This window comes from Chimaeribacter arupi, assembly GCF_002858805.1.
GTDB lineage: Bacteria > Pseudomonadota > Gammaproteobacteria > Enterobacterales > Enterobacteriaceae > Chimaeribacter > Chimaeribacter arupi.
On record NZ_PJZI01000012.1, the window covers coordinates 63,399 to 87,614 of the forward strand.

The following is a 24,216-nucleotide window of genomic DNA, read 5'->3' on the forward strand; positions in this document are numbered from 1 at the left end:
GATTACCCCTGTTGCACCAGAATGCCCTGCTGTACCAGCAGATCCGCACTCTCCAGCCCGGTGGCGTGGTAGACATCAAACAACAGGCCGCCGACTTCGCGCTGGCCACTGGTTTCCCAGGTGTTATCGCCCGCTAACGTCAGCTGGCTGCCGTCTGCCCCACGGATAAACAGGCTCTCTTCCGGCGTATCCCGCACCGTTTCGGCCTCGTGCAGGCCCAGCGTCAGGCTGTTGCTGCCGTTGCCGAGGTCGAAGATATCGATGTTCTCGATCTTCAGCCCGAACGCGGTGAGGTCGAGATGCTGGTCGCTGCCCGCCAGCAGCAGCGTGTCTATGCCGCTGCCGCCGTCGATGTGCAGGAAGTCCAGGGTGTTGAGCAGGATGGTGTCATTGCCGCTGCCGCCGAGGGCTTCAGCGCCCGGTTCCGTCAGGGTCAGCGTCTGGCCGCCGATGGCGTAGGTGCCGTCTGCCGTATCCGTTGCGGTGTCCGGTACCGCCAGCGCGCTGGTCAGGGTGCTGTCAGCGCTCTCCGCTGCCACCGTCTGGCTGGTGACCGTCAGGGCGGCGGTCTCTGTGGCGTCCGCGTCCGGCGCGGCCTCCAGCGTCACGACACTGGTCAACGAGGTGAGGTTGCCTGCGGTGTCGGTCAGGCTCACCGTCAGCGGGTAATCCCCGGCCGGTTGGTCAGCCAGCGTCCCGGCCGGGATGGCAATCGTCCAGTCACCGCCCGCCTGCACAGTGGCGTGATACTCCACGCCGTTGAGCACCACCAGCACCAATAATCCGGCGGCGGCAATCCCGGCGCTGCCGGTCAGCGCAAAGCCCGCCTGCGCCTCCTGAAGGCTGATGAGGTTGTCACCGGTGACTGCGGTCAACGTCAGCTCCGGCGCGCGGGTGTCCACCGTCAGCACCGCTTTGGCATACAACATCTGGCCGCAGGCGCTTTTCACGCAGGCGGTGAGCGTGGCGCTGCCCTCCTCCAGCGCCGCCACATCGGCGGCCGGGACCTTAGCCGACCAGCTGCCGTCTTTGCCGACTTTGGCGGTGTAGTGCTCACCGTTGAGCGTCAGCCGTACCGTGGCGCCATGCCGCACGCCGTCGGTGTGGCCGGTCAGGGTAATCGCGCCCTCTGCATCGGCAGCGTTAATCAGGTTGTCGCCGGTGACCGGGTCGATGCTCAGGCCGTCACGGTCGCTTTTGATAATGAGGTTGCGGCTGGCGGTGGCGCGGTTGCCGGAGGCATCGGTGACGCCGGCGCGCAGCGTCTCGCCACCGTCACCCAGCGCCGCCAGGTCTTCCGCCGGGACAATCAGCGACCAGCCGCCGCCCGGCTGCACCTGGGTGGTGTAGGTCACGCCGCCGATTTTCAGGCTCAACGTCTGCCCGCTCTCCACGTTCTCCGAGCTGCCGGTGATAATCTGGTCGCTCTGAAGCTCCGCGCCGTTGAGCACGTTATCGTGGGAGATGGTGTGGATGCGCAACACCGGCCGGTTGGCCGGGTCGGCGTCCAGCAGCAGCGACTCCGTGACGGTGGTGGTCTGGCCGTTGAAACCGGTCTGGCTGAGGGTCAGGGTATAGCGGCCATCTTCCAGCCCGGCGAGGGCACTGTTCGGCAGGGCCAGCTGCCAGCTGCCCTCTTCATCAACCCCGGCCTCATAAGTCACGCCGTTGAGCTGTACGCTGACCACCCCGCCCGCTTCCGAACTCTGGCCGCTGAGCACCACCCCCGCCGCCGCTTCGGCGACGTTGATGATGTTATCCCCGGCGATCGGGTCGAGGGTGATCACCGGCACGTAAAGATCGACCACCAGCAGGTTCAGGCCGTTTATCTCATTGCCGCTGAGATCGGTGGAGGTCGCCGAGACCCAGTACTCGGTGTTGCCCAGCTGCGCCAGATCCTCCACCGGCACCGACACTTGCCAGCTGCCGTCAGAGGCCGTGACCGTGGTCTGGTAGAGGTGGCCGTTCAGGTCCACCGTCACTGCCGCGCCCACCCGGCCGTTGGTGATGGTGCCGCTGATAACCAATGGCACGGTGGCCTCATCGGCCGTCAGGATGCCGTTCCCCGCCAGGGTGTCGATGTTGAGCTCGCCCGGCGTGCGGTAGAGCAGGAAGGTATGGCTGCCCGCCGCCAGCAGGTTGCCGTCAGCGTCGGTGACCGTGGCGCTGATGCCGGTGGTGGCGTCATTGGGCAGGGTTTGCAGATCCGCAGACGGGATCAGCACGCTCCAGCTGTGGTCCGCCTGCACCTCGGCCTGGTAGGTAAACTCGCCCAGCGTCAGCGTAACGATACTGCCCGCCGCGAGGTTGCCTGCCTGGCCGCTGAGCAGCTGGTCACTCTCCAGTTCATCTTCATCCAGGTAGTTGTCATCCCCGCCGAAGGGGTTGAAGGTCAGCGGTTGCAGGTCGCCCAGATCCACCGTCAACGTCGAGGTCGCGGTAATCAGGTTGAATTCAATATCGTAAGCCGTGACCGTCACGGTCAGCGGGCCATCCGGGAAGCCGGCCAGCTGTTGCGGGGTAAAGGTCACTGACCAGTCAGAACTGTAATCAGAGAACCCCTGGGAGACGCCGTTAATCGTCACCTCAAGGGAGAGCGGCATATCCAGGAATTCGCCGCTGCCGCTGACCACCAGCCCGTTACCAATCTCATCCGCCGTCAGCACGTTATCCCCGGCGATCGGGTTAATGGTGAGGGTACCGATGCCTGCCAGCACCGTGAACTGGCTTTCATTGCTGAGGGTATTGCCTGCGCCGTCAGCCACCGTGCCGACCAGGTTTACCCAGCCGTTGCGTAATTGCTCCAAATCAGACGACGGCAGGGTTACCTGCCAATACCCATTCTCGCCGGTGGTGGTGGTGTAGGTGAATTGCTGGCCGTCGAATGTGGTCATCTGGATAGTCACCGCCAGCCCCGCGACATTACCGCCGTCGTCGCTGAAGACTTCCCCCTCCAGGATTTGATCCTGCGCCTGTTCCTCGGCGTTCAGCACATCATCCCCGGCAAAAACGTAGAACGCAAAACCGCCGCTGAACGGCAGCTGGTTGCTGGTGACGTCATGGTTAAGGGTGGTGACGGTGCCGTCCGGCGCGGTGAGCTCCGCCACCAGCGTATAGACGCCGTTGGCCCGGCCGCTGAAGGCCCCGGCCGGCACGGTGGCCTGCCAGGTGCCGCCCTCCTCCACCGTCGCGGTGTAGCGATAAGCCGGGTCGTCAAAGGCAGTGACCGTGACGGTGCCGCCCTGGGTGCTTAACGGCGCGCGGCCGGTGATCACAATCTCGCCGCCTGCCTCATCGGCAGAGATCACATCGTCGCCGGTGACCGGGTCAAGGGTCAGCGTTGACACATCGCTCAGGTTCACCTCCAGGGTGGCGGTGGTGGTCACCCGGTTCCCGCTGAGGTCATACCCGGAGGCGGTCACTGTCAGCGGGCCGTCCGGCAGGGTGGCGATAAACTCCCGGCTGAAGGTCACTGACCAGTCGGACTCATAATCGGCATAAATGCGGAGCGTCCCGTTTATCTCGACCTCGATCTGCGTATACCGCTCCCCCATATAGGTGCTGCTGCCGCTGATCGTCAGCCCATCGCTGATTTCATCCGCCGTCAGCACATTGTCCCCGGCGATCGGGTTAACGGTGATGGTGCCGCCGGTTGCCGGCAATACGGCGAAGTCTGCTTCGCGGGAGCTGGAGGCACCGTTGCCTGCGGCGTCTGTGGCGGTGGCCGTCATGTAACTCCAGCCCTCGCTCAGTTGTTGCAGGTCGGCGGCCGGAATGGTGACTGACCAGCGGCCGTTGCCGTCCGTGGTGCCGGTATAGGCAAAGGTCTGGCCGTCGTTGTCATGCATGTAGACGGTGATCCCCAACCCGCTGACATCGTTCTCCTCGCTCGCGAAGGTGCCGCTGAAGACCTGATCCTGCGTGCGCTCTTCCGCCGTCAATGTGCTGTCGCCGGTAAAGTCATCAAAGTAGAAGTCACCGCTGAAGGGCCACACGTTAATGGTGATGTCGTGGGTGGTGGTGGTGGTGGTGACGGTGCCGTCCGGTGCGGTGAGTTCCGCCACCAGCGTATAGACGCCATTCGATGTGCCGCCGAAATTATATTCCGGCACGGTAACCTGCCAGGTGCCGTCTGCCGCGACGGTGCCGGTGTAGCGGTAAGCCGGGTCGTCAAATGCGGTGACGGTGACGGACCCGCCCACGGCGCTGACCGGCGCACGGCCTGTTATCACAATCTCACCGGAGGTTTCATCGACGTAGAGGATATCGTCACCGGTGACCGGGTCTACGCTGAAGGCCGGGGCGGGAGCAAGATCCACCGTCAGATCCTGTTGGGTGGTGACCGGTTCGAGGTCAATGTTGATGGTGGCGGCAGTCACGGTGTAGACACCGTCCGTCAGCCCCGCCAGATCGGCCGCCGGCATCTGCACGCTCCAGGTGTCATTACCCGGTGCGGTGGTGGTGTACTCCTTGCCGTTCAGCGTTACGGTAATCGTTACGCCCTCCGGCACCCGGTACGACACGCCGCTTACTGTCAGGGGCGTCGCGGTTTCGGCCGCCGTCAGGATATTATCGCCGGTGATCGGGTCAATGGTCAGGGTGGCGGGGCTGAAAACCAGCTCAAATGACCTGCCCACGGCGATGCTGTTCCCGGCCAGATCCGCGGCCTGCACATACACATAACCATTGGGGTTTTGCAGCGCCTGCAAGGCGGCGGCGGGCACGGTGATCGTCCAGTTGCCGTCGTTGTCCACGCTGCCGGTGTGGGTGACCCCTTCCAGCTCGGCGCTGATTGTCTGGCCCGCGCCGGTGATACCGGTGGTGCCGGTCAGTACCTGATCCTGCAAGGTTTCACCGGGGGTCAGCACGTCGTCACCGAACAGGGTATCAATCTGCACGTTGAGCTGCGCCTGGTTATCAATGTACAGCCCGACATCCAGCGTCACCGGCGCACTGCCCGGCGCGCTGAAGGTGATGGGGTACTGGCCGTCGGGGAAACTGTTCACCACCAGGTCACTGACGTAGGTGCTCCAACTGCCGTCCGCTTCGACTTCGGCGCGGAAGATGCGGTCATTGAAGGTGATGACGACCCACGACCCGGCCGGTACATCCACCGTTGTGCCGCTCAGCACCAGGTAGCTGGATTCACTGGCATTGATGTAGTTATCCCCCGCGACCGGGTCGACCACCAGCCGCGCGGTGGCGAAGTCCACGGTCAGGATTTCGCTGCCCTGGGTCTCCTGCCCGGCCAGGTTGGCGGCGCGGGCCGCGATCGTGGTCTGGCCGCTGTAGAGCGCCAGCAGGTCAGCAGACGGCACGGAAAGGGAGAAGCTGCCGTCTGCCGCGACGGTGGTGCTGTAGGTTTTCTCATTCAGGGTGACCGTGACGGCCTGCCCCGCCTCCACGCCGGTGGTGGTGCCGCTCAGCGTCTGGGCGCTTTGCGCCTCGGCATCACTCAACACATTGTCGGTGGCAAACGGGTCAACGGTCAGGGACGGCAGGCTGCTGTTAACCGTCAGGGTGGCGCTGTCCCCGGCTTCCCGGCCGAGCGCATTCGTGACGGTGGCGACCAGCTGCGCGCCGTCCGGCAGCGCGGCCACGTCCGCGGCGGGCACGCTGGTGCGCCAGTAGCCGTCTGCATCCACGGTGGCGGTGTAGGTGTTGCCGTTCAGCGTCAGGGTGACCGTCTGCCCGGCTTCTACCCGGCTGGTGCTGCCGCTCAGGATCTGGGTCGCCTGATCTTCCGGGCCGCTGATGACGTTATCCCCGGCAAAGGCGTTCAGGGTCACGGAGGGCCAGTCGCTGAGCACCTGGAACGGCACGCTGACGGTGGCTTCCTCCCCGGCCGCATTGGCGCTTTCCGCGGTGATCTCGGTGGAGCCGTAGCGCAACAGGTCGTACATCGACGCGGCGTTAAGCGTCAGCTGCCAGCTGCCGTCGGCCTGCACCTCCGTCCAGAAGGAAACTATGCTGTTGAAGGCGACCGTCAGCGACTGCCCGGCCTCAATGCCGGTGGTGGTGCCGCTCAACACCTGCTCGACCTGCCCTTCGGCGTAGTTGATGATGTTGTCACCGGCAAAGGTATTGATGGTAATCGTGGGTGTATCGGCCGCATCAACATCAGCCACGGCGTTAATGTCGGCGGCGCTCGCCTGGGTGCTGCGCGCGGCGCCGGCGGCCTCAACCGGCGCGTGGTACGCCTTAAACACCGGCGTCAGGCTGCTGCTGCCGGCATCATGGCTGAACACCGCCTGCGTGGCCGGGCCGCTGCCGTCATCAAATACCAGGGTGCCGGCGCTGCCGGCCGCGAAGAAGTGACGGTATTGCAGGGTGGTGCCGTCTTGGGTCGCCAGCGACAGGTCGTCACCGCTGCGGGAATAACCGGTGGCCCAGCCGCGGGCGTTATTAATGGTAATCACGCTGGGCTCTGTCAGTGAAATAACCTGACTGGCATCAATAATCTGGGAAATAAGGTTGCCGGTCTGCCGGGAAAAAAGAGTTGCGGTCGTCATGGATTGCCTCTTATTCAATAAGCTGTAAATAATGTCCATGCCGTTTTCCCCATTATTCATGGGTAACGGGCATGGTGATCATAAAATCACTTCAACATCACATAGCTACGCTTTCTGAACTGGTGCGGCAACGCTAAATAAAAATGAAATAAAAGCGAAATGAATAAACTTTTTTTCTATTTTTAAAAAAACGACATCGCCTTAGCGGAAAGGGAAAGGCGTATTAAGCCACCCTTCCGCTTATTATTAATAAGCAGAATGACACATTAGAAAAATGGCGCGAAATTTGATTTAAGGCGCACAGTGTAGACACAAATTTTCACAACTTAAAAGGGGGTGCCGGCAGGTTGCCGGGCGCTATTTTTCACCGCCTGCCAAAAACCTCGTGCGCCCCGGTCTCTCCGGCGGGGGCCACGGGTTCACTTTCGGAAAAATGCCACGTTATACCCTGTTACTTTCTGCTAACATGACGCGCTTGCCCGCCCGCGAGGTAAATGTGAAACCCACTGAACAGTGCTGGCAGCGGCTGCAAACCTCACCGTTTCGCGCCCGCTTCCGGCTGAATACCCACGATGCCGCTTACCTGCACGCCAAAGGCCTGCCGCAGGTGCTGGCCCATGCCCGGGAATTCATTGCCCGGCGGCTGGCGGCGGCTCACCCGGCCAATGACGGCAAACAGACGCCGATGCGCGGCCACCCGGTGTTTGTTGCCCAGCACGCCACCGCCACCTGTTGCCGCGGCTGCCTGGAGAAATGGCACGGGATCCCGCGCGGCGTGCCGCTTACCCCGGCGCAACAGGCGTATAGTGTGGAGATGATCGCGCTGTGGCTGCAACGCCGTGCGCCCACGGCACCGGCCCCCGCCCCTGCCCCGGCAGCGCCGCAACAACTGGAACTGCTGCCGCCCGGCGGCCGGGAACGTTAACTGGTTTTACCAGATACGCTAAAAACGGTATCCTTCACATAACAGGTCTGAAACAGGGAATTCGTATCGCCATGACCACTGACTACTGCGCCGGGCAACCTGCGCCGGGCATTGCGCAACAGATCGCCACCCGTGTGACGTTTTTTGTCGCCGGGTTCGGGATGTCCGCCTGGGCGCCGCTGGTGCCGTTTGTGAAAGCGCGGCTGGCGATTAACGACGCGTCACTCGGCCTGCTGCTGCTCTGCATCGGGGCCGGCTCCATGCTGGGGATGCCGCTGACCGGCGTCTTGACCGGCCGCCTGGGGTGCCGTTGGGTAATTATGCTGGCGGCCGCGCTCATCTGCCTGGACCTGCCGCTGCTGGCAGTGATGGAGAGCCAGGCCGGGATGGCGCTGGCGCTGCTGCTGTTCGGGGCGGCGATCGGGATGCTCGATGTGTCGATGAATGTCCATGCGGTGCTGGTGGAGAAAGCCAGCGGGCGGGCGATGATGTCCGGGTTCCACGGCTTTTTCAGCATCGGCAGCATTGCCGGTGCGCTGGGCGTGAGTGCGCTGCTGTGGCTGACGCGCTCGCCGCTGTGGGCTGCCCTGGCGGTGGTGGCGGTCACCGTGCTGCTGATGGCCCCGGCGCGCCGCCACCTCTGGCCGCAACATGAGCCACAGTCGGGGCCGCTGCTGGTGCTGCCGCGCGGCTGGGTGGTGTTTCTCGGTTTCCTCTGTTTTGTGATGTTCCTGCTGGAAGGCGCGATGCTGGACTGGGGCGCGCTGTTTTTGATCGGCTCACGCGGCGTGGCACCGGAACATGCCGGCATCGGCTATGCCGCTTTTTCGGTGGCGATGACCCTGGGGCGGCTGAACGGTGACCGCATTGTGCAGGCGCTCGGCCGCTTCCGTGTGCTGCTGTCCGGCAGCCTGTGCGCCGTGGCCGGGCTGCTGCTGGCGATCCTGGTGCCGGGCCTGGTGAGCGCGCTGGCCGGGTTTGTGCTGGTGGGCATCGGGGCGGCTAACCTGGTGCCGATTATGTTCAGCGCCGCCGGTAACCAGACGGCGATGCCCGCCAACCTGGCGATCGCCTCAGTCACGACGCTGGGCTACGCCGGTATTCTGGCCGGGCCGGCGCTGATTGGTTTTATTGCCCAATTGAGTAATTTGTCGGTGGCCTTTGCCTGCGTGGCCGCCCTGATGCTGGTAGTCACTGCCAGCGCCAGATTCGTGACGCGGTAATCAAGGATCCCTATTCACTTTTATGCAAAAGTATTTGTCATTGACGTCTACCAATATCACCCGGTTTTTTCTGGTGTTTATCCTGTTGCTCACCACCGGGATTGGGATATATGGGTATAACTACACCACGGCGTATCTGAACGATAAAAAGCACGTGCTGGAGAACATCGCCGGCCGGATGCAGCAGCGGATCGATATTTACCGCTATAACACCTACCAGATTTACGACAACTATACCGGCAGCCCGCAAGGGGAGAGCGCGACACCGGCGCAGGAGATCCGCCTGCGGCCGGACGTGTTCTATGTGCAGAAACCGCACCGCAAAACCGACGCGGTGATTTTCGGCAACCATGAGAGCGCCACCCTGGATTTGACCCTGCAGGTGTCGAACTACCTCGACATGCAGTGGGGCGGCAAGCCGCAGACCTACACCATGTACTACCTGAACGGGCAGGATAACAGCCTGATCATGGTCACCACCCAGCCGTTGCAGGAGCTGACGTCGCGCTTCAAGGAGAATTACCTCACCACTTCCGCCGACGCACGCCGCAATGAGATGCTGCAACAGGCCAATACGCTGGATGAGCGCGAGAGCTTCTCGACCCTGCGCAAATCCCGCTTCAGCAATGACATGTTCTTCTCGCTGCGCACCACCTTTAATAACCCCGGCCATCTGGCGACGGTGATCGCCTTTGACCTGCCGGTGAACGACCTGCTGCCGGCCAACCTGGCGCGCGCCAATTTCCAGTTGCGCGAACCCACGGCACCGGCCGGCGAAGGTGAGGCCGACAATAACGGCAGCAACACGCAGGTGACGCGCACCGGCTGGTGGCTTGATTTCTCCACGCCGCTCGCCAACGCGCCGTTAGAGGTGGTATACCGCGTTCCCCTGCCGGGCCTGGCGCTGGATATGCTGCACAACAACAGCTGGCTGCTGCTGATTAACCTGGCGCTGCTGGGGATGGCGATGAGCGGCATCTACTTTATCCGCCATCAGTTTATCCGCCCGAGTGAGAACATGGCGGCGCAACTGCGCGCCCAGCAGGCGCTGAACCAGGAGATTGTCTCCAGCCTGCCGACCGGGCTGCTGGTGTATAACTTCGGCAGCAACAGTGTGGTCGCCAGCAATAAGATTGCCGACCACCTGTTGCCGCACCTCAGCCTGCAAAAGATCGCCGCGATGGCGGAGCAGCACCACGGCACCATTCAGGCCACGGTGAACAATGAGGTGTATGAGATCCGCATGTTGCGCAGCAAGTTTGCGCCGGAAACCTACCTGTTCCTGCTGCATGACCAGGACAAAGAGGTGATGGTCAACAAGAAGCTGCAACAGGCGCGGCGCGAATATGAGAAGAACCTCCAGGCACGCAAACTGATGCTGCATAACCTGGGGATCGAGCTGAACCAGCCGCTCAACACCATCCATGCGCTCTCCACCGCCCTCCAGGAAGCCCCGGACAACGAGCGGCAGCCGCTGCTGGATGACCTGGCGTATGAGTCGCAGTCGGTGCTGACGCTGATTGACAACATCACCCTGCTGACCCGGCTGGAAACCCAGGACTGGCAGCCGTCCCGCCACCAGTTCTCCCTCTCCGGGATGGTGGATGAACTGCTGCTGGAGACGCTGCCGGCACTGAACCGCAAAGGGCTGTCGCTGTTCAACCACTTCCAGCTTGATGCGACGCAGAACTACATCGGCGACGTACAGGCGCTGAAGAAAGTGCTGTCGCTGCTGCTGGACTACGCGATCGTCACTACCGCGTTCGGCAAGATCTCGCTGATTGTGGAGAGTGAGCCGCAACAGCCTGAGCAACTGATTTTCCACATCACCGACACCGGCAGCGGCATCTCCAAAGAGGAGATCCGTAACCTGAACTACCCGTTCCTCAGCCAGACGCTGATCGACCGCTTCAACCACGGTTCCGGCCTCACCTTCTTCCTGTGCAACCAGTTGTGCAAGAAGCTGAACGGCCAGCTGGAGATCCGCAGCAAGGCGGATATCGGCACGCGTTATACCGTGCGCATCCTGCTGGGGATCGAGCCGCGTGACGAGGAAGAGAGCGAAAAACTGTTGGATGACGTGACGGTATTGCTGGATGTGACCTCGGAAGAGGTGCGCTCGATCGTCACCCGGCTGCTGGCCGGATACGGTGCAAACTGTATTACCGCAGAGGATAGACAGATTAGTCGTGATTATGATGTCATGTTGACAGATAATCCCCATCACTGTGATCGCTACACTTTGTTGCTCTCCAGCGACGAGGCGGGCTTCCAACAGTTGCAGCGGGATTATATTCGCGTGAATTATAATATCAGCAGCGCTGTCATTGATGCCATTCTGGTGCTGATCGAGCAACAGATGGCGGCCACCGTTGACAGCCCGGCCCCAGAGAGCACCCTGGGCGACGACACCCAGGATTACCGGGCGCAGCTTGAGGCCAGCGATTACTACGCGCTGTTCACCGAGACCGTCCCGGAGGACCTGGAAAAACTGCATAGCGAAAGCCAGCAACATGATTTCACAGCACTTTCTCAGACTGCACATCGCCTGAAGGGGGTTTTTGCCATGTTGAATCTGACCCCCGGCAAAGTATTATGTGAAACGTTAGAACAGCATATTGTTGAAACCGATATGCTGAAAATCGAGAATAACATCAGTCAGATTGATCATTTTGTCAGCAGACTGCTACAGCAAGGTAGCCAAAACCATGAATAACCTGAACGTAATTATTGCCGATGACCACCCTATTGTTCTGTTTGGCATCAAAAAGTCACTGGAACAGATAGAGTGGGTGAATGTGGTTGGGGAGTTTGAGGACTCCACCGCGCTGATTAACAATCTGGCGAAACTGGACGCCAACGTACTGGTCACCGATCTCTCGATGCCGGGCGAGAAGTACGGCGACGGCATTACGCTAATCAAGTACATCAAACGCCACTACCCGCAACTGGCGATCATTGTACTGACCATGAACAACAACCCGGCGATCCTGAGCGCCGTGCTGGATCTGGACATCGAAGGCATTGTGCTGAAACAGGGTGCGCCGACCGATCTGCCGAAAGCGCTGGCCGCCCTGCAAAAAGGCAAGAAGTTCACGCCGGAGAGCGTCTCCAAGCTGCTGGAGAAGATCAGTGCCAACGGTTACGGCGACAAGCGCCTGTCACCGAAGGAGAGCGAAGTGCTGCGCCTGTTCGCCGAAGGCTTCCTGGTGACTGAGATCGCCAAAAAGCTGAACCGCAGCATCAAAACCATCAGCAGCCAGAAGAAGTCGGCGATGATGAAGCTGGGCGTGGACAACGACATCGCCCTGCTCAACTACCTCTCTTCCGTCAGCACCACCCCGGTGGATCGCGGCTGATAACCCCGTCAGAAAAACAAAAAGCGCCCAATGGGCGCTTTTTTTATGGTGCGTTGATCGCGGTGGCAGGCGGCATCACGCCGGGACGTCACCGCCCTGCTCTGCGTCAGCGGCTTCGCGTTCGGCGCGTTCGCGGGCGCGCTGTTCAGCCTGGCGGATCTGGCGGGTACGCGCGCTGTAGTACGCAAGCGTGGTGCGCAGGGTGTCGAGGGTCACCGGTTTGGAGAGGCAGTTGTCCATGCCCGCTTCAATACAGCGCTGCTTCTCTTCTGCCAGCGCGTTGGCGGTAACGCCGATCACCGGCCGGATGTAGTCCATCTGCCGCAGGCGCTGCGTCAGGCGGTAGCCGTCCATTTTCGGCATGTTGACGTCCGTCAGCACAATATCAATGGTGTTGCAGCGCATCACCTCCAGCGCGTCCAGCCCGTCGTTGGCGGTCAGGATCTGGTAACCGAGCGAGCCGAGCTGGTCGGCCAGCAGGCGGCGGTTGATCGGGTGGTCATCCACCACCAGCAACTGGATTTCATGGTTCGCCTGCTGCGCTTCGGTGTTGACCACCGGCAGTTGCAGCATCGCGCGCGCGTTGCCCTCGTCCAGCTGGTAGAGGCGGTTGAACAGGCTGGTCAGCTCCAGCGGGGTCGAGGTGCTGTGCAGCCAGTAGCCTGGGCGCGTCTCCACCGGCGGGCCGATGTGCTCCAGGGAAAACTCAATCTGCGCCAGCAATGACAGCGGATGGTTCAGCGCATAGTCAGCAAGCAGGATGTCACTTTCATAGGTGATCATGCCCGGCTGGTAGCGCACCACGTCCGCCCCGTGCTGTTTCAGCATCGGCTCCAGGTAGTCCTCCAGCCGCGCATTGCGCACAGACAGGATAATGCGTTTCCCCTGCCACAAGGTGCCGTCCGGCGGCGTGGCGAATTTGGCGTCGTACATCGGCAGGCGCACGGTGAACAGGCTGCCCAGCCCCGGCTCCGACTCCACGCCGATGTCACCATCCATCAGGTTGATCAGCTTCTCACAGATCGCCAGCCCCAGCCCGGTGCCCTGGAAGTGGCGCTGCACGCCGGTGCCGACCTGGAAGAACGGGTCAAACAGCCGCGGGATCTCTTTCGCCGGGATACCGACGCCGGTATCCCGCACGCGGAACTCCAGGTAGTTATCCCGCGTGCAGGCATGAAGCACGATGCAGCCGGTATCGGTGAATTTGATCGCGTTATTGAGGATGTTGGAGAGCACCTGCTGTAACCGCACCGGGTCACCGGAGAGGAACTCCGGCACATCGTGCTCGATAAAGCAGTAGAGGCCCAGGCGCTTTTTCACCACCAGCGGCAAATAGTTGCCGGCGATGTGGGTAATCACTTCCCGGCAGGAGAACTCGCGCGGCTCAATCTTCAGCTGTTCAGACTCAATCTTCGAGAAGTCGAGGATGTCGCTGATGATTTTCAGCAGCAGGCCGGAGGAGTTGTTCATCGCCGTGACCAGCCGGTCAACGCCTTCCGGCAGCCCTTTGGTCTGCAACAGATCCAGGTTGCCGATGATGCCGTACAGCGGCGTGCGCAGCTCATGGCTGACGGTGGCCAGGAACATCGATTTCGACTGGCTCGCCTGCTCGGCGGCGTTGGCCATCTCCTGCAACGACTCTTCCATCTTCACGCGCGCGCTGACGTCCACCAGCACGCAGATCGCCACGTCCTCGTTGCGGTAGCGCGAATGCACAAAGCTCAGTTGCAGGTTGTTGTTATTGCTGGTGATCACATCCACAAAGTTAACCTGCTGATCGCAGATGATGCGCGTGATGCGCTGGCGATCCTCGTGGGTCAGCATGTTGATATAGTTATGCGCCAGCTCATTACTGAGGATGTTCACGCCGTCACTGATGCGCAAAATAGAGATGCCGACCGGTGCCGACGCCACAATTTTGTGGTTGAACTGCTCGTTCTCCTCCAGCCGGAAGGCGTTCTCTTCCGCCGGGAAGAACATTTTGCGCTCAAACAGCCACGCCAGCGTGAACAGCAGGATCGCCGAGAAGATGTTCAGCAGGAAGGCGTTGAGGATCAGGATTTTAAAGCGGTCCAGCAGGGTGCGCACCGGCAGCGAGTAGACAATGCTGAGCGTCGACGGTTGCAGGCTCTTTTTCATGATCAGGTCGTTATACCCGTTCACGTAGCCAAAGTAGCTGGCGGCGTCCGGGTAGCGGCCCAGCATCGAGATGTAGCGCTCCCCTTCGCTGAAGCGCAGCAGCGGCTCGTTGGACGGCCCCAGCAGCGTGACGCCAATCGGCAGGGCGCTCGGGCTGGAGAAATCTTCCAGCCGCAGGATCTGCTCGATACCGATCAGCGCCTCGAGTTTGTTGCCCACGTAGATCGGTGCCAGCACATAGAGGTAGCCGACGTCGGCGCGCGGGCCGGGGCTGACCCAGTAAAGGTTGTTGTCTTTCTCTTTGTTCTTGGCATTGCGGAATTTCAGGATGCGCTCATGCAGCGATTTCAGCACATTTTCGTGGTCGATGGGCCGCGTGGTGTTGTTGATGTTGAAATCGGCCATGCAGAGGCTGTCGCCGCCGATGAAGAACACCCGGTTCAGGTCATAGGCGGCGGAGAAATTATCTTTCCAGTAATGCACGGTGTTGCTCAGCGACTGGAGCGAGTTGCGGTAGTCACCGTTGAGCTGGGCACAGTCGGAATCACTGAACAGCGGGTAGATGCGCGGCTGGTTGGTTTTCCCGGCAAACACCCCGTTCAGGATGTCGAGGCCGTTGACCGCGCCGCTGAGGCGGTTCTCCGCCATATAGCGGATATCGCGCATGATGTCCGCCGAATGGCGGAAGTAACTCTGGGCCTGATCGTAGTTGAGGTAATACTCCTGGCGGATTTGCGACTCTTTTTCGTGGAAGATATTCAGGATGTAAAAGGTAGTCAGCAACGCGCCCAGCGACCAGAGCATAATGGCCAGCACCCGGAACAAGTAACGGGAAATTTTCAGCGTTGTGCGGAACGAAGCCAGATATTTCAATCGGATACCATCTTAATGTGTCAGGCTAATCAGGGCAGGCAGCGAACAGAATACACTACCGATCCGCCATAAAAAAGCCAGCCCGCAGGCTGGCTTCAAGATGCATGGGCGGGGAGAGGCTCCGCCGCCCGGTGTCGTCACGCCATCAGGCGTCGTCACCCTCGTCTTCCACGTCATCGGCGTCGTCGGGTTCTGCCTCGTCCGGCTCACCCTCGTCGACCGGCAGTTCGCCTTCCACGGCGACCACGCCGTCCAGCTCCTCGTCTTCCACCGGTTCCGCCACACGTTGCAGGCCAACCACATTTTCATCTTCCGCGGTGCGGATCAATGTGACGCCCTGGGTGTTACGGCCCACGATGCTGACTTCGGAGACGCGGGTACGCACCAGCGTGCCGGCATCGGTGATCATCATGATCTGGTCGCTGGTATCCACCTGCACCGCGCCGACCACCGGCCCGTTACGCTCGCTGACCTTGATGGAGATCACGCCCTGCGTGGCACGGGATTTGGTCGGGTACTCGGCGGCAGCGGTACGCTTGCCGAAACCGTTCTGCGTGACGGTGAGGATATCCCCCTCGCCGCGCGGCACAATCAGTGACACCACGCTGTCGGTTTCTGCCAGACGGATGCCGCGCACACCGGCCGCCGTACGGCCCATTTTACGCACGGCGCTCTCGTTGAAGCGCACCACTTTCCCGGCGGCGGAGAACAGCATCACTTCGTTGCTGCCGTCCGTCAGGTCAACGCCAATCAGCTCGTCGCCCTCGTTCAGGTTCACCGCGATGATGCCCGCACTGCGCGGACGGCTGAACTCGGTCAGCTCGGTTTTCTTCACCGTGCCGCTGGCGGTCGCCATAAAGACGTAACGCCCCTCTTCGTACTCCCGCACCGGCAGGATCGCCGTGATGCGTTCGTTCGGCTCCAGCGGCAGCAGGTTGACGATCGGCCGGCCACGAGCGCCGCGGCTGGCTTCCGGCAACTGGTAAACCTTCATCCAGTAGAGACGGCCCCGGCTGGAGAAGCAGAGGATGGTGTCGTGGGTGTTCGCCACCAGCAACCGGTCGATGAAGTCCTCTTCCTTGATACGGGCGGCGGATTTGCCTTTCCCGCCGCGGCGCTGGGCTTCATAGTCGGTCAGCGGCTGGTACTTCACATAGCCCTGGTGCGACAGCGTCACGACCACATCTTCCTGGTTGATCAGGTCTTCGATGTTGATGTCCGCCGTGTTGGCGGTGATTTCGGTACGGCGCGCGTCGTTGTACTGCTCTCTTATCGCAATCAGCTCTTCACGGATGACTTCCATCAGCCGGTCAGGGTTTTCCAGGATAAAGATCAGTTCAGCGATCTGGTTGAGCAGCTCTTTGTACTCATCCAGCAGCTTCTCATGCTCCAGACCGGTGAGTTTTTGCAGGCGCAGGTCCAGAATCGCCTGGGCTTGCTGCTCGGTCAGGAAGTATTTGCCGTCACGGATGCCGAACTCCGGCTCCAGCCACTCCGGGCGGGCCGCGTTGTCACCGGCACGGGAGAGCATCTCCGCGACGTTGCCCAGCGACCACGGGTGGGCCACCAGCGCGGCTTTCGCCTCGGCCGGCGACGGTGCCTGGCGGATCAGTTCAATGATCGGGTCGATGTTGGCCAGCGCAATCGCCAACGCTTCCAGGATGTGGGCGCGGTCACGCGCTTTGCGCAGTTCAAAGATGGTACGGCGCGTCACCACTTCACGGCGGTGGCGCACAAAGGCGGACAAGATGTCCTTGAGGCCGAGGATCTTCGGCTGCCCCTGGTGCAGTGCCACCATGTTGATGCCGAACGACACCTGCAACTGGGTCAGGGAGTAGAGGTTGTTCAGCACCACTTCCCCGACGGCGTCACGTTTGATCTCGATGACGATGCGCATGCCGTCTTTGTCGGACTCATCACGCAGGGCGCTGATGCCCTCGACGCGCTTCTCTTTCACCAGCTCGGCGATTTTTTCGATCAGCCGCGCTTTGTTCACCTGATACGGGATCTCGTGAACGATAATGGTTTCGCGGCCGGTTTTGGCGTCCGCTTCCACTTCCGCGCGCGCGCGGATATAGATTTTACCGCGCCCGGTGCGGTACGCCTCTTCAATGCCGCGGCGGCCATTGATGATCGCGGCGGTCGGGAAATCCGGCCCAGGGATGTGTTCCATCAGCCCTTCAACGCTGATGTTCTCATCGTCAATGTAGGCCAGGCAGCCGTTGATCACTTCCGCCAGGTTGTGCGGCGGGATGTTGGTGGCCATGCCCACGGCGATCCCGGACGAGCCGTTAACCAGCAGGTTCGGGATTTTGGTCGGCATCACGGCCGGGATCTGCTCGGTGCCGTCATAGTTCGGGACGAAGTCGACCGTCTCTTTTTCGAGATCCGCCAGCAATTCATGGGCAATCTTCGACATGCGCACTTCGGTGTAACGCATCGCCGCGGCGGAGTCGCCGTCGATCGAGCCGAAGTTGCCCTGGCCGTCAACCAGCATGTAGCGCAGCGAGAACGGCTGCGCCATACGGACGATGGTGTCATAGACCGCAGTGTCGCCATGCGGGTGGTATTTACCGATGACGTCACCGACCACACGGGCCGATTTCTTATAGGCTTTATTCCAGTCGTTACCCAGAACATTCATTGCGTACAGTACGCGGCGGTGCACCGGTTTCAACCCATCGCGCACATCCGGAAGCGCACGCCCGACGATAACGGACATGGCGTAATCCAGATACGAGCTCTTGAGCTCTTCTTCGATGTTGACCGGTGTGATTTCTCTGGCAAGGTCGCTCATGGAGCTGCTATCCCTCTACTGAATGGTTCATCTGCCCGCTGCCTGTGGATAGGCAAAGGTGTAAAACTATACCACAAACCGCCCATTCGTGGGAAACAAAGGCACCATTATGCCCCGGTTTTCATGCCTTTCCGGTGCAGGGGGCGCGCCACAAATCTGCCGCCGCGCCGCAGTAATATGTATAATCCGGAATATTGAGGTTTAAGGAGTGATAAAGCCGATGAATGAACATCTGTCTGCACAGGCCGCTGCGCCACAAAACGTTGACCAGAACGAGATCGCCAAATTTGAGGCCGTGGCCTCACGCTGGTGGGACCTGGAAGGGGAATTCAAGCCGCTGCACCGCATCAACCCGCTGCGCCTGAATTACATCATCACCCGCGCTGACGGCATTTTCGGCAAGAAAGTGCTGGATGTCGGCTGCGGCGGCGGCATCCTGGCGGAAAGCATGGCGCGCGAGGGCGCGGACGTCACCGGGCTGGACATGGGTGCCGAGCCGTTACAGGTGGCGCGCCTGCATGCGCTGGAAGCGGGCGTCACGCTCAATTACGTGCAGGAGACGGTCGAGGCGCACGCCGAAGCCAACCCGCAGCAGTATGACGTGGTGACCTGTATGGAGATGCTGGAGCACGTGCCGGACCCGGCCTCGGTGGTGATCGCCTGCGCGAAACTGGTGAAACCGGGCGGCCATGTCTTCTTCTCCACCCTGAACCGCAACAATAAAGCCTGGCTGATGGCGATTGTCGGCGCGGAATATGTGCTGAAGATGGTGCCGAAAGGCACGCACGACATCAAAAAGTTCATCAAACCGTCTGAGCTGCTGCACTGGGTAGACCATACGCCGCTGGTGGAGCGCCACATCATCGGGCTGCATTACAACCCGCTGACCAACCACTTCAGGCTGGCACCGAATGTGGACGTCAACTACATGGTGCACACCCAGTACCCGGCCCCGGTCTGACCGGCGCTCTGCCATATTTCATGCCGTACCGCCAGCGCTTTTTTAGGAATTACCGCAGCCCGGCGGGCGGCATATCCGAATAAATCTTTATTTTTAGGCATTTGGCACGCGCCGTTGCAGAAATACGCATTTTTAGAATAGTAAACCACATCAATATAGCGATTTTTTCTAACGTTTAATAAATCAGCAGTCGATCAAGTTTTGAAAAAATATAAGAATTTCCTATCGAAGATATTGACAGCGCAGCCACGCCAGCGCTGCTGGGCGTTTCACCGTTGCTTCACATTTTAACCCCCAAGTTATCCACAATCTCCCGTGGTTTTGTCCCCTTGTCAATTCACTGAACTGACACTATCTTGTTAGCCGAACTGACGACACCCACAATATATTGTGTTTATATCCTGACCAACTGCCTATACTTCGTTTGCTGCTGCGCACTGTGCTGCGCGGTGCGGCGCTGGCCGTTTATAAACCTTTAAGGTACGCACCCCATGAACCAGAGTCTGCTTGTTACTAAACGTGATGGCCGCAAAGAACGCATCAATCTTGATAAAATCCACCGTGTCATTGACTGGGCCGCGGAAGGGCTGCAAAACGTCTCCGTTTCCCAGGTAGAACTGCGTTCCCACATCCAGTTTTATGACGGCATCAAAACCGCCGACATCCATGAAACCATCATCAAAGCCGCCGCGGACCTGATCTCGCGTGACGCGCCGGACTACCAGTACCTGGCTGCCCGCCTGGCCATTTTCCACCTGCGCAAGAAAGCTTACGGCCAGTTTGAGCCGCCAAAACTGCTTGAGCACGTGAGCCGGATGATTGACCTGGGCAAATACGATAAACATCTGCTGGAAGACTACACGGCTGAAGAGTTCGAGCAGATGGACAGCTTTATCGACCACTGGCGCGACATGAGCTTCTCCTACGCGGCCGTGAAGCAGCTTGAAGGCAAGTACCTGGTACAGAACCGTGTGACCGGCGAGATCTACGAGAGCGCCCAGTTCCTCTACATCCTGGTGGCGGCGTGCCTGTTCTCCAACTACCCGCGTGAGACGCGCCTTGATTACATCAAGCGCTTCTATGATGCGATCTCGACGTTCAAAATCTCACTGCCGACCCCGATCATGTCCGGCGTGCGTACCCCAACCCGTCAGTTCAGCTCCTGCGTGCTGATTGAGTGCGGCGACAGCCTCGACTCCATCAACGCCACCTCCAGCGCCATTGTGAAATATGTCTCCCAGCGTGCCGGCATCGGCATCAACGCCGGGCGTATCCGTGCGCTGGGCAGCCCGATCCGTGGCGGCGAAGCCTTCCACACCGGCTGTATCCCGTTCTATAAGCACTTCCAGACCGCAGTGAAATCCTGTTCGCAGGGCGGCGTGCGCGGCGGTGCGGCCACCCTGTTCTACCCGATGTGGCACCTGGAAGTGGAAAGCCTGCTGGTGCTGAAAAACAACCGCGGCGTGGAAGGCAACCGCGTGCGCCACATGGACTACGGCGTGCAGCTCAACAAGCTGATGTACCAGCGCCTGGTGAAAAACGAAGACATCACCCTGTTCAGCCCGTCTGACGTGCCGGGGCTGTATGACGCCTTCTTCGCCGATCAGGACGAATTTGAGCGCCTGTACACCAAATATGAGCAGGATGAGAGCATCCGCAAGCAGCGCATCAAAGCGGTCGAGCTGTTCTCCCTGATGATGCAGGAGCGCGCCTCCACCGGCCGTATCTACATCCAGAACGTGGACCACTGCAACACCCACAGCCCGTTTGACCCGGCCATCGCCCCGGTGCGCCAGTCCAACCTCTGCCTGGAGATTGCGCTGCCGACCAAACCGCTGGAAGACGTCAACGACGAGAACGGCGAAATCGCCCTGTGCACCCTCTCCGCCTTCAACCTGGGCGCGATTGAGAGCCTGGACGACCTGGAAGAGCTGGCGACGCTGGCCGTGCGCGCCCTCGATGCGCTGCTGGATTACCAGGACTACCCGATCCCGGCCGCCAAACGCGGCGCGATGGGCCGCCGTACCCTGGGCATCGGCGTCATCAACTACGCCTACTACCTGGCGAAAAACGGCGTGCGTTACTCTGACGGCAGCGCCAACAACCTGACGCACCGCACCTTTGAGGCGATCCAGTACTACCTGCTGAAAGCCTCGAACAACCTGGCGAAAGAGCAAGGTGCCTGCCCGTGGTTCAACGAAACCACCTATGCCCAGGGCATCATGCCGGTCGACACCTACAAGCGTGACCTGGACACGGTCTGCAGCGAGCCGCTGCACCTCGACTGGGACAGCCTGCGTGCCGACATCAAAGAGTTCGGCCTGCGTAACTCCACGCTCTCTGCGTTGATGCCGTCCGAGACCTCGTCGCAGATCTCCAACGCCACCAACGGCATTGAGCCGCCGCGCGGCCACGTCAGCATCAAGCAGTCGAAAGACGGCATCCTGCGCCAGGTGGTGCCGGAGTATGAGCGCCTGAAAGACGCCTATGAGCTGCTGTGGGAAATGCCGAACAATGACGGTTACCTGCAACTGGTCGGCGTGATGCAGAAGTTCATCGATCAGGCGATCTCATCCAACACCAACTATGACCCGTCACGTTTCGCGGGCAACAAGGTGCCGATGAAGCAGCTGCTGAAAGACCTGCTCACCGCCTACAAGTTCGGCGTGAAAACCCTCTACTACCAAAACACCCGTGATGGCGCGGAAGATGCCCAGGATGACCTGGCCCCGTCGATTCAGGATGACGGCTGCGAAAGCGGCGCCTGCAAGATTTAACACAGCGGGGCCGGGTGGATGCCCGGCCCCTGCTGACAGACAGGATTTGCATTATGGCCTATACCACGTTTTCCCAGACTAAAAACAACCAGCTGCTGGAGCCGATGTTCTTCGGCCAGCCGGTGAACGTTGCCCGCTTTGACCAGCAGAAACACGCGATCTTTGAGAAACTGATCGAGAAGCAGCTCTCCTTCTTCTGGCGCCCGGAAGAGGTGGACGTCTCGCGCGACCGCATCGACTTCCAGGCCCTGCCGGACCATGAGAAGCACATTTTCCTCAGCAACCTGAAGTACCAGACGCTGCTGGACTCGATCCAGGGGCGCAGCCCGAACGTGGCGCTGCTGCCGCTGATCTCCATCCCGGAGCTGGAAACCTGGATTGAGACCTGGTCTTTCTCTGAGACGATCCACTCGCGCTCTTACACCCACATCATCCGCAACATCGTTAACGATCCGGCGCTGGTGTTTGATGACATCGTGACCAATGAAGAGATCCTGAAGCGCGCCAAGGACATCTCCGGTTACTACGATGAGCTGATCACCCTGAGCGGTTACTACAACCTGCTGGGTGAAGGCACCCACCAGGTCAACGGCGAAACCATTGAGGTGAGCCTGCATGAGCTGAAGAAGAAGCTCTACCTCTGCGTGATGAGCGTCAACGCGCTGGAAGCGATCCGCTTCTACGTCAGCTTTGCCTGCTCCTTTGCCTTCGCCGAGCGCGAGCTGATGGAAGGCAACGCCAAAATCATCCGCCTGATTGCGCGTGATGAGGCGCTGCACCTGACCGGCACCCAGCACATCATCAACCTGATGCGCTCCGGCGCGGATGACCCGGAGATGGCGGAGATCGCCAAAGAGTGCCAGCAGCAGAGCTATGACCTGTTCGTGCTGGCGGCGCAGCAGGAGAAAGAGTGGGCGGAATACCTGTTCCGTGACGGCTCGATGATTGGCCTGAACAAAGACATCCTCTGCCAGTATGTGGAGTACATCACCAACATCCGTATGCAGGCGGTAGGGCTGGATCTGCCGTTCAAAACCCGCTCCAACCCGATCCCGTGGATCAACAGCTGGCTGGTGTCGGACAACGTGCAGGTCGCGCCGCAGGAAGTGGAAGTCAGCTCCTATCTGGTCGGCCAGATTGACTCTGAAGTCAATGCCGACGACCTGAGCGACTTCCAGCTCTGATATGGCCGGCGACTCCCTGACGCGCGGCGGCCACACCATTCTGCTGCGCAGCAGCGGCGCGCAACTCCCCTGCGCGCCGGAACACCGTTGCCTGCTGGAGCTGCTGGAAACCCACCAGCTTGAGGTCGAGTACCAGTGCCGCGAAGGCTATTGCGGTGCCTGCCGCGTGCGGCTGCTCAAAGGCAGCGTCAGTTACCACCAGACGCCGCTGGCCTTTATCCAGCAGGGCGAGATCCTGCCCTGCTGCTGCCTGCCGCAGGAAGATATTGAGATCGATATCTGACCGACGCGCATAAAAAAACGGGCTGAATTTTCAGCCCGTTTTTTTTATTTCACCCTTCCGGCGATCCCACCCTTCCGGCACTTACCGCGCGCGGCTCACCGCCACACCCAGTTGCCACACCGCCATCGCGTAGTGGGTGCTGTGGTTGTAACGGGTGATCACGTAGAAGTTCGGCAGCCCGTACCAGTACTGGTAGCCGGTGCCGACGTCCAGACGCAGCAGGCTCACCTGCTGGTCATCATTCAGCGGGCTTAACGGCCGCAGCCCGGCGGCGCTCAGCGCGCCCACGGTATATTTGGTGGTGAAGCCCTGCTGCATCAGCGGTGCCTGCCCGCTGGCCGGGACGGCCACCGTCTGGTCTTTCACCCAGCCGTGCGCTTTGAAATAGTTGGCAACGCTGCCGATGGCGTCTTCCGGGTCCCACAGGTTGACGTGGTCGTCACCGTTGAAATCCACCGCGTAATCCTTGAACGAGGACGGCATAAACTGGCCGTAGCCCATCGCCCCGGCAAAGGAGCCGCGCAGGGAGAGCGGGTCATCCCCTTCGCTGCGCGCCATCAGCAGGAAGGTTTCCAGCTCGCCGGTGAAGTACTCGGCGCGGCGCGGGTAGGCGAAGGCCAGCGTCGCCAGCGCGTCGATGATCCGCGTTTTGCCCATCACCCGGCCCCAGCGCGTCTCCACGCCGATGATGCCGACGATAATTTCCGGCGGCACGCCATAGGTGGCATAGGCACGCCGCAGCGCCTGCTCATGCTGGTTCCAGAACACCACGCCGTTTTGCACGTTATCCGGCGTGATGAATTTTTTGCTGTAGCGCAGCCAGGCGCCGTTCGGGCCGCTGGGGCGCTGGCCGGGCGTCGGGGCTTGCTGGTTCATCAGACGCAGCACGTAATCGAGCTGTTTGGTCTGCGCCAGCACATCGTGCAGTTGCTGGCGGTCAAAACCGTGCTCGCGCACCATTTTGTCGATGAAGCGTTCAGTGGCCGGGTTGTTGGCGAAATCCCCGGTCAGCGGGTGGATGTTGTGGGCCGGTTCCAGCAGGAAACCGCTGTGAGCCGGCGACGGCTGGGCAGTGAGATCAGCGGGCTTGGGTTTACTGCTACAGGCGGAGAGCAAAAGACATACGGGCAAAAGTGCAGCAAGGTGACGCATCAGGTTTCCATACAGCCAGAGAAAAAGAAAA

General features: G+C 60.6%; 12 protein-coding genes. 8 read left to right on the top strand and 4 right to left on the bottom strand.

Annotated elements, in window-relative coordinates; translation table 11 throughout:
- Window positions 1-2 precede the first annotated feature (2 nt).
- Window positions 3-6,512, bottom strand: coding sequence for an Ig-like domain-containing protein (locus CYR52_RS09070; RefSeq protein ID WP_165699081.1), 6,510 nt, complete (start codon window positions 6,510-6,512; stop codon window positions 3-5).
- Window positions 6,513-6,978: 466 nt separating this feature from the next.
- On the opposite strand from CYR52_RS09070, the gene CYR52_RS09075 reads away from it, so the two are divergent.
- The 4 genes from CYR52_RS09075 to rcsB all read left to right on the top strand — a co-directional run bounded on the left by CYR52_RS09075 (window position 6,979) and on the right by rcsB (window position 12,019).
- Window positions 6,979-7,437, top strand: coding sequence for a DUF4186 domain-containing protein (locus tag CYR52_RS09075; protein ID WP_101828481.1), 459 nt, complete (start codon window positions 6,979-6,981; stop codon window positions 7,435-7,437).
- Between the two features lie 71 nt (window positions 7,438-7,508).
- The gene (locus CYR52_RS09080) at window positions 7,509-8,660 is read left to right on the top strand and encodes an MFS transporter (RefSeq protein WP_101828466.1); all 1,152 of its coding nucleotides are present in this window, start codon (window positions 7,509-7,511) and stop codon (window positions 8,658-8,660) included.
- A 22-nt stretch (window positions 8,661-8,682) separates the two neighbouring features.
- A complete protein-coding gene (rcsD, locus tag CYR52_RS09085; protein WP_072930474.1) occupies window positions 8,683-11,376 on the top strand; it encodes a phosphotransferase RcsD in 2,694 nt (897 codons plus the stop codon).
- Window positions 11,369-12,019 (top strand): response regulator transcription factor RcsB, encoded by a 651-nt coding sequence (gene rcsB / locus CYR52_RS09090; RefSeq protein WP_072930476.1) that lies wholly within the window; start codon window positions 11,369-11,371, stop codon window positions 12,017-12,019. Before rcsD ends, rcsB begins: the two co-directional genes overlap by 8 nt.
- 75 nt (window positions 12,020-12,094) lie before the next feature.
- Here the strand turns inward: rcsB and rcsC are convergent, their stop codons facing one another.
- Window positions 12,095-15,031: a two-component system sensor histidine kinase RcsC gene (gene rcsC / locus CYR52_RS09095; protein WP_072930478.1), complete on the bottom strand. Its 2,937-nt coding sequence runs from the start codon at window positions 15,029-15,031 to the stop codon at window positions 12,095-12,097.
- A 145-nt stretch (window positions 15,032-15,176) separates the two neighbouring features.
- On the bottom strand, window positions 15,177-17,828 hold the full coding sequence (gene gyrA / locus CYR52_RS09100; protein ID WP_072930480.1) for a DNA topoisomerase (ATP-hydrolyzing) subunit A: 2,652 nt from the start codon (window positions 17,826-17,828) through the stop codon (window positions 15,177-15,179).
- 220 nt (window positions 17,829-18,048) lie between these two features.
- Here gyrA and ubiG point away from each other — a divergent pair, with 220 nt between their 5' ends.
- The 4 genes from ubiG (at window position 18,049) to yfaE (ending at window position 23,033) form a co-directional block, all read left to right on the top strand.
- A complete protein-coding gene (gene ubiG / locus CYR52_RS09105; RefSeq protein ID WP_101828467.1) occupies window positions 18,049-18,789 on the top strand; it encodes a bifunctional 2-polyprenyl-6-hydroxyphenol methylase/3-demethylubiquinol 3-O-methyltransferase UbiG in 741 nt (246 codons plus the stop codon).
- Between the two features lie 491 nt (window positions 18,790-19,280).
- Entirely contained in the window at window positions 19,281-21,566 is a 2,286-nt protein-coding gene (gene nrdA, locus CYR52_RS09110; RefSeq protein WP_101828468.1) for a class 1a ribonucleoside-diphosphate reductase subunit alpha, read from the top strand.
- A gap of 53 nt (window positions 21,567-21,619) precedes the next feature.
- Entirely contained in the window at window positions 21,620-22,750 is a 1,131-nt protein-coding gene (gene nrdB, locus CYR52_RS09115; protein ID WP_072930486.1) for a class Ia ribonucleoside-diphosphate reductase subunit beta, read from the top strand.
- A gap of 1 nt (window position 22,751) precedes the next feature.
- Window positions 22,752-23,033, top strand: a complete 282-nt coding sequence (gene yfaE / locus CYR52_RS09120) for a class I ribonucleotide reductase maintenance protein YfaE (RefSeq protein ID WP_072930488.1) — start codon at window positions 22,752-22,754, stop codon at window positions 23,031-23,033.
- A gap of 81 nt (window positions 23,034-23,114) precedes the next feature.
- Here the strand turns inward: yfaE and mltB are convergent, their stop codons facing one another.
- Window positions 23,115-24,185 (bottom strand): lytic murein transglycosylase B, encoded by a 1,071-nt coding sequence (gene mltB, locus CYR52_RS09125; RefSeq protein WP_101828469.1) that lies wholly within the window; start codon window positions 24,183-24,185, stop codon window positions 23,115-23,117.
- Between the last annotated feature and the right edge of the window lie 31 nt (window positions 24,186-24,216).